At 40.9% G+C, this 14,112-nt stretch carries 14 protein-coding genes; 3 read left to right on the forward strand and 11 right to left on the reverse strand.

Annotated features, from left to right (window positions below; genetic code table 11):
* Window positions 1-150: 150 nt before the first annotated feature.
* The 8 genes from H6G57_RS26015 to rlmD all read right to left on the reverse strand — a co-directional run bounded on the left by H6G57_RS26015 (window position 151) and on the right by rlmD (window position 7,695).
* The gene (locus H6G57_RS26015; protein WP_190524083.1) at window positions 151-546 is read right to left on the reverse strand and encodes a DUF2358 domain-containing protein; all 396 of its coding nucleotides are present in this window, start codon (window positions 544-546) and stop codon (window positions 151-153) included.
* Between the two features lie 542 nt (window positions 547-1,088).
* Window positions 1,089-1,502 (reverse strand): AbrB family transcriptional regulator, encoded by a 414-nt coding sequence (locus tag H6G57_RS26020; protein WP_190524086.1) that lies wholly within the window; start codon window positions 1,500-1,502, stop codon window positions 1,089-1,091.
* A 216-nt stretch (window positions 1,503-1,718) separates the two neighbouring features.
* Window positions 1,719-2,531: a radical SAM protein gene (locus H6G57_RS26025; protein WP_190524089.1), complete on the reverse strand. Its 813-nt coding sequence runs from the start codon at window positions 2,529-2,531 to the stop codon at window positions 1,719-1,721.
* A gap of 46 nt (window positions 2,532-2,577) precedes the next feature.
* Complete coding sequence (locus tag H6G57_RS26030) at window positions 2,578-3,462, reverse strand: CPBP family intramembrane glutamic endopeptidase (RefSeq protein ID WP_190524093.1); 885 nt, start codon at window positions 3,460-3,462, stop codon at window positions 2,578-2,580.
* Window positions 3,463-3,485: 23 nt separating this feature from the next.
* Window positions 3,486-3,887: an AbrB family transcriptional regulator gene (locus tag H6G57_RS26035; protein WP_190524096.1), complete on the reverse strand. Its 402-nt coding sequence runs from the start codon at window positions 3,885-3,887 to the stop codon at window positions 3,486-3,488.
* Window positions 3,888-4,435: 548 nt separating this feature from the next.
* Window positions 4,436-5,482 (reverse strand): UDP-3-O-(3-hydroxymyristoyl)glucosamine N-acyltransferase, encoded by a 1,047-nt coding sequence (lpxD, locus tag H6G57_RS26040; protein ID WP_190524099.1) that lies wholly within the window; start codon window positions 5,480-5,482, stop codon window positions 4,436-4,438.
* A gap of 39 nt (window positions 5,483-5,521) precedes the next feature.
* Entirely contained in the window at window positions 5,522-6,007 is a 486-nt protein-coding gene (locus H6G57_RS26045; RefSeq protein WP_190524102.1) for a universal stress protein, read from the reverse strand.
* A 284-nt stretch (window positions 6,008-6,291) separates the two neighbouring features.
* Window positions 6,292-7,695 carry a 23S rRNA (uracil(1939)-C(5))-methyltransferase RlmD gene (gene rlmD / locus H6G57_RS26050; RefSeq protein ID WP_190524105.1) on the reverse strand — a complete coding sequence of 468 codons (1,404 nt, stop codon included), beginning with the start codon at window positions 7,693-7,695 and terminating at the stop codon, window positions 6,292-6,294.
* Window positions 7,696-7,861: 166 nt separating this feature from the next.
* Here rlmD and H6G57_RS26055 point away from each other — a divergent pair, with 166 nt between their 5' ends.
* Window positions 7,862-8,347, forward strand: a complete 486-nt coding sequence (locus H6G57_RS26055) for an allophycocyanin subunit alpha-B (RefSeq protein WP_072717143.1) — start codon at window positions 7,862-7,864, stop codon at window positions 8,345-8,347.
* Between the two features lie 330 nt (window positions 8,348-8,677).
* Here the strand turns inward: H6G57_RS26055 and H6G57_RS26060 are convergent, their stop codons facing one another.
* Together H6G57_RS26060 and H6G57_RS26065 are read right to left on the reverse strand one after the other, a co-directional pair.
* On the reverse strand, window positions 8,678-10,282 hold the full coding sequence (locus tag H6G57_RS26060; protein ID WP_190524108.1) for a HEAT repeat domain-containing protein: 1,605 nt from the start codon (window positions 10,280-10,282) through the stop codon (window positions 8,678-8,680).
* A 41-nt stretch (window positions 10,283-10,323) separates the two neighbouring features.
* The gene (locus tag H6G57_RS26065; RefSeq protein WP_190524111.1) at window positions 10,324-10,491 is read right to left on the reverse strand and encodes a hypothetical protein; all 168 of its coding nucleotides are present in this window, start codon (window positions 10,489-10,491) and stop codon (window positions 10,324-10,326) included.
* A gap of 131 nt (window positions 10,492-10,622) precedes the next feature.
* Between H6G57_RS26065 and ruvB the strand changes: the two genes are divergently transcribed.
* Entirely contained in the window at window positions 10,623-11,756 is a 1,134-nt protein-coding gene (ruvB, locus tag H6G57_RS26070; protein ID WP_190524114.1) for a Holliday junction branch migration DNA helicase RuvB, read from the forward strand.
* A gap of 9 nt (window positions 11,757-11,765) precedes the next feature.
* Here the strand turns inward: ruvB and H6G57_RS26075 are convergent, their stop codons facing one another.
* Window positions 11,766-12,182, reverse strand: coding sequence for a hypothetical protein (locus H6G57_RS26075; RefSeq protein ID WP_190524117.1), 417 nt, complete (start codon window positions 12,180-12,182; stop codon window positions 11,766-11,768).
* Between the two features lie 464 nt (window positions 12,183-12,646).
* Here H6G57_RS26075 and H6G57_RS26080 point away from each other — a divergent pair, with 464 nt between their 5' ends.
* Window positions 12,647-14,026 (forward strand): YegS/Rv2252/BmrU family lipid kinase, encoded by a 1,380-nt coding sequence (locus tag H6G57_RS26080; protein ID WP_190524131.1) that lies wholly within the window; start codon window positions 12,647-12,649, stop codon window positions 14,024-14,026.
* The last annotated feature ends 86 nt before the right edge of the window (window positions 14,027-14,112 follow it).

Here is a 14,112-nt window from a genome sequence, read left to right on the forward strand (position 1 = left end):
TGGGTTTGCCTTTAACTTTGTATTCTAAAACTATCATGGAATTCTCCTTGTTTCGACCTGTTTCTATGTTAACACAAATCAGGAAAATATTCACGGGGAATAAATTCCCCTGGGTCGATTTTCATCTCAGGTCTGAAGACACGCTCGTTTTCAATCTCCCAGGCTTGTCTTATAAATTAAGCCTTGAGAAGTAAGCTTATAGGTAGAATATCCATTAAAAAATAATCGAGGTTTCCAGGGTAAACGCAAAGTTCCCCGCACTGTCCAGTTAGCAGTAATAATATCGGATGCAGTTTGTTGAACATCATGTAAATCAAAATACAATTCTGTAAAAAATAACTGACCGTGAAACCGTAACGTCCAAAAAACAATCCGATAACTAAACTTACCTTTAAACCGATTTACCGGGTCAATAAACTCTATATCCGGGGTATAAATATCATAGGAAATATCTTGGTTAAATAAAAGGGGTAAATCTTGGTTTAAGGTATCAATGACGTTTTGAACTTGAGCCGTATAGTCTTGGCTAGTTATTTTAATATTCATCAGTCAAAAAATAGCTAAATTTTATATCCTTGAACACAGACCCAAAGTTCAATGACTGGCTTTGGTTCTTGATTCTCTATCATTTTAACAGTTTTGATGGGGATTGACACTTTTCAAGATTAGGCTAATGTAGAAGGATGAAAATTACATCGCCAGAGAGAGAATGAGCCTCAAGACAGCGTTAAACAGAAATTCCATCAGTTACTCAACGAATATCCGCAATTACAAGAAGTCGCTAGGGAAGAATTTGAAGAAACCTTATTAGACATTGAAGTAGATACCTATGCAGAATTAATTCGGCTGGGTAGGCTGAATGAGAATTTAGCCCCAGTTTTAATTGAAGTTGTTGGGGAAGAATAAAAATCATTTTTTTTCTAACTGTCCGGTGGAGGACAACAAAAAATTGTGTTAGGAGGTAAGGTTAGCTTGTGAGTCGATTAAACGTTTTATGTTTAATTAAATGTGGAATTACAGTAGCTTGTGGATGCGGGTTTTTAAAATTAGACAAGCCAACCTTGACCCCTTAAATCAGAGTTAAGCGGTTATTCTTCATCGAGGACATCTTCTTCAGATTTCTCCCCAACTTGAATCAAATGGATGTGTTTTGAACCTAAGCGAATTTCAAATTGATCTCCGGCTTCTAATCCCATGGATTCAGTATAGTTCGCACCAATAACCAGGGAACCGTTTTTATGCACACAAGCCCGAAAACTTGCTTCCCTTCCCCGTCCATCTTTGCTGCGACCTGGATCTAAGGCAATGCCCTTTGCTGCCAGTAACGCATCGTAAAATTCTGTCATATTGGCGCGAGTTTGGCTATCTTTTGTTTGGGTATAATACCCGCACAAACGAGCCGCTTCCCGACGAGGTAAGTTGCCCAAAGCTTTAACTTTCTGTAATAAGGCTTTACCTGTTAGTGGAGTAGTTGAAGGCTTTTCTGTGATTGTTTTTGCCATAAATATTCTCCAAGTGTAACTAAATTTTATTTTATCATATTTATTTTATTTTCTTCTATAACAATTTCGGTATCGTTAACATTTCAATACATTTTAGGAACCTGAAGAATCATTTTTGAAAAAAGCCTTTTTTGATCTCCATTACCTATCAGATTGATAGATTGAAGTTTTAATCAAAATTCAATCCCTGACCCCAGAGCAACGCCAACTTGAGGATCAATTAGAGACGGGAGGATAGCGGACAGGAATTCCGGTTTGCGCTTGAATTTCTTGAGCAAAATCTTGTAAGATAGAAGGCTGAACCGATTTGAGTTTCCGAGCTTGATAGGGGAGATTTTCAGGGGAGGGATGATTTTCTCGTCCGGCTAATTCATGTTTTAACGGTTTGGGACGAGTGGGAGTATTCAGTTGAATTTCGGTGGGTGAGATCGCTTTGATCCAACGTTGATATTCTTGACGATCTGATAATGACCAAGGCGATAAAATCATCGTTTGGATTCCCAATTCTCCAGGGAAAATGCGACGAAATTCTTGCAGATCTAGGAGTAGCTGTGTTAAATTAATTTCCCTGACGGGTTGATTCACTCGTTGAAGTTGGGCGGTTGAAATACCATCGAGTTTTACAGATACCCGATCGGCTAAAGTTAATTGTTCTCGAACTTGAGAATCTGATAATGTTGTCCCGTTTGTTAATACCAAAGTTGGACACTGTGTGAGGGTTTTAATTCCGATTAAAATTTCCCCTAAATTTGCGGCTAAGGTTGGTTCTCCACTTCCACTTAAGGTAATTACATCCACATCCCAAGGCGCAAACTGAGCTAAGGCTTGTAAAATTTGCTCGGTGGGAACATAAATTTGACGCTGTTGGGTTTTAAGTTTAATTTCTCCGAGTTGACAATAAACACAATTAAAAGAACAGGTGGAAATCTCACCGATGGGATCAATTCCCAAGGATTTTCCATAGCGCCACGACCACACAGGGCCATAGACCGGGGTAAATTGTGGAGTAGAAATTGTTGCGGTTGTCATAATTTTTCCAGGTAGCAAAATGCCACCGCCAGATCAAGATTTAGCTTCAAGGGTAAACGATTTCTAATAAACCCGCGACCACTAACAACATTACTATTCCCAACATCCCGGCTAAGGGTTTTCCCCCTAACCCTGTGACCCATTCAGGAACTTTCTGGGTAGCCTCAACTCCTCCCAGGGTATCCAAACTGGCTATCCCCCAAATCCAACCTGCGTGTAGTCCAATGGCTAGACCTAAAGACCCCCCCTGACCCAAACAGGCGAAAGTCAACACCATTCCCATTAATCCTAATCCGGGTAATTGGGGTAATGTGTTGCGGACGTCCCATAACAGATGGGTCAGGGCAAAAATCACACTGGCGATCACGGCGGCGATAAAGGCTGAATATTCTTGCTGTAATTGTTTTTGTAAAAATCCTCGAAAGATTAACTCCTCGGTACTACTAATCCACAGCGCTATCAGCAGAATTGGCCCGAAAACTAATATTTTTTCCCATATTTTAATCCATCCCTTTATAGGGTGACGCCCAAAATTTAGGGAAGAGGACTGTTCACCTATATTTTCCCAGTGTTGTTGTCGCCAATTGAGCCAACCCAGGATAAATTGAAAACCAAATAAGGCGATCAGGCTGATAACAGCCAGACCGAAACCAATGGCAATTGATCTGAAAAACTGCGATCGCCAAGCTAAACCATAATCAAAGAAGGATCGACCCTCAACTTGGCTAACTTTCCACAAAACTATCGGAGCAATTCCATAAAGCGACGCCAGCAACGTCAATTTTTGGGTTTCATTTAGGGGTTCAGAAGGACGCCAATTGAGAGCGAATGCACTGACAACAGCAATTGGCATCCATAAACCCATCCACACCCCAAAAAAAACAGCAATTTTAATCAGGGTTGGCGCATTTGCAAGCCATGAAAATATCATTCTAATGGCTCAAGTGAGCGAATTTACTCTTCTTCATCGCCACTGCTGGCGTCTTTTCCATTTTCGACTTGAATCAGGTGAATATGCTTGTATCCGAGCTTGATATCAAACTCATCACCGGGTTTCAGTCTCATTTCTTTGGTGTAGGTTGAGCCTATTACAATTTGACCGTTTTTGTGAACGCTCACCATATAAGTTGCTTCCCGACCCCGACCATCTTTTGTACCATCGGGACTAAGCGGAATCCCCCGTGCTTTCAGCACTGCATCATAAAAATCTGTGAGATTGACGCGAACTTGGTTGTCCTTTGTCGTGCTGTAATAACCGCACAGCTTTGCTGTTTCACGCCGAGGCATATGAGACAGTTCTTTTACTTTTTGAAGCAGAGCCTTTCCGGTTAAGGGAGTTGGTGCAGGTTTATTCATGTTGTTCTTAATCTCCTTACTTCTCTAGGTAGGTAATTTTTATCCAATTCAACTTTTTGGAGTTATAAAAAATAATATATACTTAAATTCATCAATTTGACAAATATTTTTTTTCTAAGTTACAAATCTTTCCATACAGGAATCACCATCTCTACCCTGAGCAAAAAAAACGGGACTTCAAAATCCCGTTGAGATTGAGCAGGGGAATATAGACTTATTCGATGGTACTAGAACTCATCCCTTAGCTCTGTCTTAAAAATTGGATAGCCGTCCTATTCTATGCCCACAGAGTCAGGATTGCAATTTTTTCAGCCCACCATCTCCCCTGAAGAAAAATGATCCCGTTCCCTTGAGCCATGGAATTAAAAAAAATCCGCCGTTAAGACAGATCAATATATCCGTGATTAGACTTCAAAAAATCCCACCCCCGTCTTCCTGATTCCTGACCCAGGAAGCAATTACGAATTACGAATTACGAATTACGAATTAGAGTTAACCCTCAATACTTCGACTGCGCTCAGTACAAGTCAGTGCAAAGCCCTCAACCTCTAAGACTCTCTAAAACGACGTTCTAAGGCTTTTAAAGATTGGTACAATTCAGGTAATCGTCTATAAACCGCCGCCGTTTTTAAATAAAGCTTGTTAGCAAGAGCCGGGGAACCGGAAACCATCTCTCCCCGTGAAATATTATGGTGAACTCCAGATTGAGCCGTAACGATGACCCCATCCCCCACCTTCACTTGATTAGAAATACCGACTTGACCCGCTAATAACACCCCATTTCCAATGGTGACCCCTCCAGCTAACCCTACTTGGGCGGCAAAGGCGCAATTCTGACCGATGGTACAGCCGTGACCAATATGTACTAAATTGTCTAATTTTGTGGCTTTTCCGATGCGGGTTTCTCCCACAGAGGGGCGATCAATCGTACTATTACATCCCACTTCCACCCCGTCTTCTAAGACGGTAATTCCCGATTGTTCCATTTTCATCCAACCGTGTTGGGTGGGAACAAAACCAAAGCCTTCAGCCCCGATGACAGCGCCACTATGAATCACACAATCACAACCGATTTGGGCGCGTTCATGAATCGTACAATTGGCGTGTAAGATACTGCGATCGCCAATGGTTACTTGGGGATAAATCACCACATTCGGATGTAAACACACCTGATTTCCGATCGTCACCCCCGCTTGAATCACCACATGGGGGCCAATATAAACCTCTGAGCCAATTTGGGCACTCGGATCAATCACCGCACTCGGATGAATCGAGGGTTGCGGTTGGTAAGGTTGATAAAATAAGGCGATCGCTTCGGCAAAAACTAGCCGAGGATTTGCTACCGAAATCCACGCTTTACCCTGTTCTGTGGCTTGAGTTTGTAACCCTTCCTCCACAGGTAAAATCAGCGCACTCGCAGCAGACTGCTGTACAAAGGAGGCAAATTTTAATCCTTCAATATAGCTGAGAGTTCCAGAGGTGGCTTTATCCACCGCCGCCACCCCATGAATATCGGGATCGAGGTTGGGGTTATCGGTCAAACTATGACTCGTAATTCCACTATTGAGTTTTTCAACCAGTTCACTAAACTTCATTCTTAAAAAAATGGCAGGGGTAGCAAATTTTAAAGGTGTTTAAGACGGATGGGATTGTACGATTAATACCGAACAAGGCCCATGATGAACCACATATTGACTAACACTTCCTAAGAGCAACTCTCCTAAAGCCGAGTAACCCCGACGTCCCATTAAAATCAAATCCGCTTCCCAATGTTTGGCAAAGTCACAAATTGTTTTACCGGGTTTACCAACGGTTTGTGTATATTCCGTCGCCACCCCTGCATCCATTGCGATTTGACACCAAGATTTCAGGGCGTCTAAACTTTTTTGGGTAAACTCTTGCCATTGTTTTTGATAGGTATACACCAATTCTTGATTCGCCGTTGGATAGTAGCTTAATCCGACTAAGATGCCAAAATCTGGACTGATTTCTTCATCCGTAGACAAAACGTGCAGTAACATCAAATTCGCTTGATTGCTTACTGCCAGTTCTAACGCTTGTTCAAACACAGCCTGACTGTTGGAAGACAGATCCAAAGGAGCAAGAATTTTCTTAAACATACCTTTTATATGTTGATCTGTAAGGGGCAATTGTTAAACCACTCATGGGGGACTAAGGACAGATCCAAGCAACAGAACCGGGGAATTGGTTCAGTTTTTTAAAGATGACTCCCTAGGAATTGATCGCCATCGGTTCTTAATGATCCAGGAGAGCGACCTTAGCCAGAATTTAGTGTTAATGTTTTACCCATTATAAGATGAATGGGATTTCTGTTTCACAAATTTTGATCACAAAAAATAGAAACAGAAATTTCCTTAAGGGGTCATGAATCCAGGGTTTGATGTCATTGCTGGGATGAACGACTTAAAAAAGCAGCACATTCAACATGGGACGTTTGCGGGAAAAAATCCGCAGGTTGTACCCGTATTAATTCATAGACTCCCGTTTCGCATAAAACTTTTAGATCCCGTGCTAAGGTTGCGGGTTTACAACTGATATAGATCAGTCGTTGAGGTTGGAGATCTAGCAAGGTTTCTAATACCCTGCGATCGCATCCTTTTCGAGGTGGATCAAGTAACACAATATCAGGTTTATACCCTAACTGGGGTAATAACTTTTGTACCGTTCCTAGTTTAAACTCAACGGTGTCAATTTGATTTAAAATAGCATTTTGCCGAGCCTGCTCAATCGCCATTTCTTGTACTTCCAAACCGATCACTTGAGGGGACTGTAACGACGGCTTAGAACCCGCTTGTTTTTGCAGTAAATCCTTTGCTAGAGGTAAGGTAAATGTCCCAATTCCACAATAGGCATCAACGATCCGTTCAGTTCCTTGTAAATTGAGGTCTTGTAGCATTATTTGTAATAACGCTTCTGCCACTTCTGTATTAATTTGAAAAAACGTATCGGGTCTAAGTAAAAAACTGAGTCCCCCAAATTCTTCCTTTAAATAGGGTTGACCCGCTAAACAGCGTGTTTCCTGACCAAAAATTGCATTGGTTTGATCCGCATTGATATTTAAACACACCCCCTTTAAAGAAGGATATTGTTCTAACCAAGTTTCTGCTTGTTCTTGCAGTCCGGGTAAACTCCCCTGAGTCGCAATTAAAGTTAACAACATTTCCCCGGTGCGTTGTCCAATTCTCAGGGACAGATGGCGAAGTTTTCCTCGGTGTTGGGGTTCGTCATAAATTGACCACCCTCGCTTTTGAATATCTTGCTTAATATTCGCTAGTAAAGGATTTAGACGTTGATCTTGTACCGGACATTGATTTAAGTTAACTAAACGATGACTATGTTTCTGAAAGTAACCCGCCTGAACTTGACCCGTTGCAGAACGTCCTAGGGGATAGGTAACTTTATTGCGATATCCTAGAGGCGATTCTCCCGCTAATACGGGCTCCACCGGAGGCTCGATAAATCCCCCAATCCGTTCTAAGGCTTTAACGACTAAATCCCGTTTGGCTTGTAATTGAAATTCATAATCAATATGTTGCCACTGACAGCCCCCACATTTATCCGCCACAATACAGCGTGGGGAAACCCGATACGGGGATGCTTCTAAGATATCCTGCACCTTCCCTTCCGCATACTTACTTTTGACCCGCACCAGTCGCACCCGCAGACGATCGCCCGGAACTGCATCAGGAACAAATACTACTCGATCTTGGTAACGGCCCACTCCATTGCCATCATCGGTTAAATCTGTAATTTCAATTTCTACTTGTTGTCCTTGCTGCCACATCATGATTAAGGATTAAAAATTAAGAATTGTTAACGATTTAGGGGGGATTGTTCACACCGATTTAAGCCAATCACTCTCGATTTACAATTAACTGCTTCCCCAGATCCCCCTGAGTCGCTAAACTACTTAATGGTATCTTGAAAAACTTTAATAGCTCTTGAGGTTTTAGATGACAGTAGTTAGCCAAGTTATTCTCAAAGCTGATGATGAACTCCGTTATCCGAGTGTTGGTGAACTTAAAAGCATCAATGACTTTTTGAAAACGGGTGAACAGCGCGTGCGGATTGCTTCCACACTGGCTGATAATGAAAAAAAGATTGTAGATCGTGCCAGTAACCAACTGTGGAAAAAACGCCCTGACTTTATTGCCCCCGGTGGTAATGCGTCAGGTTCACGGGAACGGTCTTTATGCTTGCGGGATTATGGCTGGTATCTGCGCTTAATTACCTATGGGATTCTGTCTGGTGACAAAGATCCCATTGAAAGCATTGGTTTGGTGGGGGTCAAAGAAATGTATAACTCTTTAGGCGTTCCCATGCCCGGAATGGTAGAAGCCATTGTTTGTCTCAAAGAAGCGTCTCTGGCGTTACTCGATGACGAAGATGCTAAAGAAGCAGCCCCTTACTTTGACTTTATCATTCAAGCCATGTCCTAATTTTGAACATGGGTTTCAACTGTCTGTGAAGACGTACCTGGCGTGCGTCTCCACAGATTTTTTGTAGCAGAGAATAGGGAACAGGGAACAGGGAACAGGAGGAAATAGGAAATAGGAAATAGGGAATAGGAAATAGGAAATAGGGAATAGAAAAAAGTTATTAGCCACCCGATCAAGTATTTGTAGCAAATATTAAAGGATGGAATATCAGAAACTAATAGCCCAAAGCTAAACGATAAATTGTTTTCCCCCATTCGTAATTCGTAATTCGTAATTCGTAATTCGTAATTCGTAATTCGTAATTCGTAATTCCCTATTCCCTCAAGCATTTCAAAAAGAACGACGATAATTGCGTAGCGCTTGAATTAATCGTCCCCCTCGTTTTAGGGCAATATCCGCTAATTCTACAATCCATTGATTGGGCATCGCTTGAGGCTGAATTGTTAAGATATAGTTGAGGGCTTCTTCTTCTTTTCCTATCCCTAAACGATAGGCATAAAGGATAAATGCGATCGCCGTTGAACGACTAATTCCCCCTTGACAATGAATTAATAAATCTCCTTCATTGGCTTGAACCGATTTCATAAAATGCAAAGCTTCTAAAATATGTTTAAGACTTGGTAAAATATATTCAGGATCATGATAAGGCGTATCAATATCATCAAATTCTAATCGCCATCGAGTCGGAACTTGATCAAACCCTTCAGGCAGTTCACTACCGGGACTACCAATAGAAATTAAATAGCTAATCTTAGCGCCTTGAAAGTGTTCTAAAATATAGTTTTTAGCTTCGGCCCTAGAGGAAATCCAAAGTTTAGGTAAATGGGAATAAGGCGAAACAATATTAGGATTAAATAAGGTTGTTAAAAATGTTGTTGATTCTGAAGAATCTAATTTATCTAAAGCTGTTTCTGCCCAAGATCGCACATAAACATCCGTATCATTTAAAGCGGTTTTTAATCCATTAATGGTTGAAGGGGTATTCATCGATTGAATGGTTTCAACCACTTTTGCCCGAACAAAAGGATCGGGATCATGAATTTTTTTCAAAAGTTTATTAATTACAAATTCATTACCAATGCGTCCCAACACTTCAACGACACGAGTTCTGACATCGGCGTTATTATGATTGAGGGCTTGTAAGAGTACCTTAATGGCAAAGGAATCATTAATCATTTCCAATCCATAAACGGCATTGGTATAAACATAAAATTCAGCATCATCAAGGGCATTTTTTAACCCTGTAATTGCCGATACTCCTCCTAAAAATCCTAAAGCCGTTGCGGCTCGACCTCGAACATAATGATCGGGATCGGAAGCTAAAATTTCTCTTAATTTTGTGATTGCTAAACGATTTTTAATTTTACCTAATGCCGCCGCCGCTCGCCAACGAACTTGGCTATCTTCATGATTAAGAGCAAGAATTAATCCCCGAATAGCTCGATCACTGGCAATTTGTCCTAATCCCCAAGTTGCCCAAAGGCGAGTTTTTTGTAAGGGATCTTTTAATGCTTTTAATAATAAAGGTTCGGCGGCTTGACCGATTTGAGTAATCGCCCAAGCTGACCAAGCATTAACAGGTTCATTGGGATGATGTAATCCTTTAAAAAACCAAGGAAGTAATAAAGGTGAACGAGTTTGCGCTAATAAACGAATTTTAAAAGCCAGGGGAAGATTTAATGGCATGACCAGAGAAAAGGCTTTATTTTGAAATTCAGGTTTAACAGTTTTTGTTAACAATGTTCCTTGAATAACATTTAATTTTAAAGCCAAACTCACCACTCGTAGGGTCAAGTCTTCGGACTCAACTTCTTTCAACACTTTTGCAAGAAAATCAAAGGTTAATGCCCCTCGCAAATAGTCTTGTTTGAGTTGTTCATCACTCAACTGATGCAGCCGTCTTTTCAGTGTTTCAACATCGTAGAAATTAGTCATTAAATTGGGTAAGACCAGAGAAAGCCGGAAAAAAAGGGGAGTTAGGGAGAATGGGCAACAAGAGGACAGAGTTGAGGCTGTTCAGGAAATTGATCCCGTTCAACTAAGGTAACACGAGCAAAATGATCGGCTAATATTCTAGCAGTGAATAATCCTGCCATACTCCCCCCCATGACTAAAGCATGATCACCGATGTAATTGGAAGACATGAATGAACTCCTCAAATCTATTCGCAATTGATGGTTAAATATGAAAGGGAAGAACAGGAGAGGATTAGAACTCATTCATCCCCAAACCTGCTAACCTGTAACCTATAGCCCTTATATAGCGTAAGTCTATTATGGCGATTATTTCTTCCAAAAAGCAGTCCCCTGAACCTGAACCCTCGGATAAGTTCTCTGGGTTGACGACTCCAGCAGCTAAAAAATCCAGAAAATCTAAGACTCAGGAACCGATGGATGAGTTGGATTATTTATTAGAAGCAGAAGCAACACCCCAGGAAGAAATTAATCGTCAACAGGATGAAAAAATTCGTCCCCATCGGTTAGAAGATTATATTGGACAAAAGGATTTAAAAGATGTTTTATCCATTGCGATCGCGGCTGCTAAATCTCGTCAGGAACCGTTAGATCATTTATTATTATATGGCCCTCCGGGTTTAGGAAAAACCACTATGTCGCTGATTTTAGCGTCGGAAATGGGGGTAACGTGTAAAATTACAACGGCTCCGGCGTTAGAAAAACCCCGTGATATTGCGGGATTATTAGTCAGTTTAAAGCCGGGAGAAGTGTTATTTATTGATGAAATTCATCGCTTATCAAAAGTCGCAGAAGAAATTTTATATCCGGCGATGGAAGATTGCCGATTAGATATTACTATTGGTCAAGGGCGATCGGCAAAAACTCGCAGTATTCCCCTCAAACCCTTTACCATTGTGGGTGCAACAACGCGGGTGGGTTCTTTAACCGCTCCGTTACGCGATCGCTTTGGAATTATTCAACGATTACGCTTTTATGAAATTGATGAATTAAGTTTAATTGTACAACGCACTGCCAAATTATTAAATACTCCCATTACCCCAGAAGGAGCGATCGAAATTGCTCAACGTGCGAGGGGAACGCCTCGAATTGCAAATCGGTTATTACGTCGAGTTCGAGATTATGTTCAAGTCAAAAGTACGGGAGAAATTAATGCGGAAATTGCTAATATTGCCTTAGAAGTTTTTAATGTTGATCCGATGGGATTAGATTGGACAGATCGCAATATGTTAAGTGCGATGATTGAAAACTTTAAAGGCGGGCCAGTGGGATTAGAAACAATGGCGGCAATTACGGGGGAAGATACCCAAACTATTGAGGAAGTTTATGAACCTTATTTAATGCAAATTGGGTTTATTCAACGCACAAACCGGGGTCGTGTGGCGACACCTGCGGCGTGGAAACATTTAGGATTTGATCATCCTGAAAATCGTTAAAGTTAAAGTTTACAATTCCCCTTGTAATCCTTTATAAAATAGCTTGTCATTGGGCCCTAAAGAAGCATCAGGATTTTTTGCTGCTTTAGCTCGGTCTGCTTGATCATTTAACTTTTTATGAGCAATGTTTCTAGCATCTTCAATAGCTTCGTTTCTTTTTTCAGTTTTACCGACTACCTTTTTAGTGGTATCGAGTTGATCAAACACTTTTTCGGAGGCATTTTTAGCCGCATCCGAGGCTTTTTGTAAATCTAAATTCTCAGTATTTCCCCCTTGGACATGATAAAAGTCGGCTTCTGGAGTAAGTGATTTAGCAAAAACAGGAGTCATCAATATTCCCCATCCTACCCCTATTAATCCTGTTAAAATAAGAGTGATCGCCCATTGGAAACTCACTTGCTTTAAGTGAAGAATTAAACGCTGCATAATTACCTTTTAATGAGTTAGCCCCAAACTGGAATCGAAATCAATTCCTTCCTGTTTTAATAGCGTGAAATTAAAGGGTTCAATTGTCATCTATCTAGGGTTATAAGCTGAAACGTAGGAGTTGTAATCCTTAAACGGGTGCATAAAATAAACAGAAGCATTTCCCCTATCCCCTTTTCGGCGGGGAATTTTATCAAAAATTGATATAAGCGGGATTTTTTGTAAAGATTCCATGAAATCGATGAATCACTCCGCTCCTTCCCGGATGGATATGCAAACATAATTAGTAAATTCACCGATTGTTATACCAGGGGACAAAAGTCCGTGAAATCACACCTTTGTGGAATCACGGAGTTTTTTTCTTTTTTAGGGGACAATTTTTTAAGGCTGTACAGTTGTAAGGGTAGACGCAGATTCAAGGCAATTCACGATATCATAGTCACAATTAAGATAAGGGTTGAATTATGACTGCGATCATTGCCCTACTCGCTGATGAGACTCAGCAAGAAAAGCTCGTGAATTTTATAACTCAACACGAGAATGTCCTATCCCATTACCGCCTCATGGGTTTAGACAATCTTGCAGGTGCTTTAAAACAGAGGACATGGTTAAGGATTGAGACAGTGTTACCTCTGCGACAAGCAGGGGATATGGTCATCGCCTCAAAAATAATTGCAGGGGAAGAGATTGCTGCGGTTATTTATTTAGTAGAACCCACCCAAACGACTTTTTCTGAGTTACCGCTTTTAACATTACTCCGAGTTTGCAATATCTACAATATTCCGATTGCGAGTAATATTGGAACCGCAGAAGCAATTATTGTTCAACTGCGCCGAACTCGTTCTGCGTATTTAATTTTTAATCCTGTTTCAGGGGTAGGAAATGCTAATCAAGATTTATTATTAATTCGACAATTATTAGAACCTTATTTTCATTTAAAAGTTCACTTAACAACACCGGAAACTGATCCAACGGAATTAGCAAAAGAAGCGGTAGAACAACAAGTTGATTTAGTGATTGCATCGGGGGGAGATGGGACGGTTTCGGCTGTAGCCGGAGCCGTGATTAATACGAATATTCCATTAGGAATTATCCCCAGAGGCACGGCTAATGCTTTTTCGGTGGCGTTAGGAATTCCGACGAATATTCAGGGGGCTTGTGAAGTGATTATTGCCGGATTAATCCGTACGATTGATGTGGCAAATTGTAATGGTTTACCGATGATTTTATTAGCTGGAATTGGGTTTGAAGCCGAAACGGTGAGTAAAGCAGATCGAGAAACGAAAAAACGCTGGGGGCCGTTAGCTTATATTATGGCAGGATGGCAACAACTAAACGAACAAACAGACTTTGAAACGGAAATAGAAATTAATGGTGAAATCAATCAATGTGAAGCCGCCGCGATTACGGTTGCCAATGTTGCTCCTGCTACTTCTGTTTTAGCACAAGGATTAGGTCAGGTGATTCCTGATGATGGATTGTTAGAAGTTTTAATGTATACCTCTCCTGTCGATAAAATGCAAGCCTTGGCGGGAATGGTGCGTTTATTAGGGGCGGGTTTACTGAAAACAGAAATTCAACGAGATAATATGATTGCCTTTCGGACTCAACGCCTTAAAATTACAACTAATCCTCCTCAAAAAGTTGTTTTAGATGGGGAAATTATTGGCACAACACCGATAGAAGTAGAATGTGTTCCTAAAGGATTAAAAATTATGACTCCTGCGATTTCTGCTGTACCAAATGTTGAAGAAGTTGCAACTTTGAATGAGGTTGAGATGGAAGTTAATGAAATAGAGAATAGCTTAGTGGAGATCCTCCCCCTTGAAAAGCCAGGGCTTTAAGAAATAAGCGATCGCCCTCTTTAACACAAATTACCATCAACCGAGAGTCTATCAAGTGATTCAAAGAGAAGTTCTTAAACTATTCC

Source organism: Planktothrix sp. FACHB-1365 (genome assembly GCF_014697575.1).
Lineage (GTDB): Bacteria > Cyanobacteriota > Cyanobacteriia > Cyanobacteriales > Microcoleaceae > Planktothrix.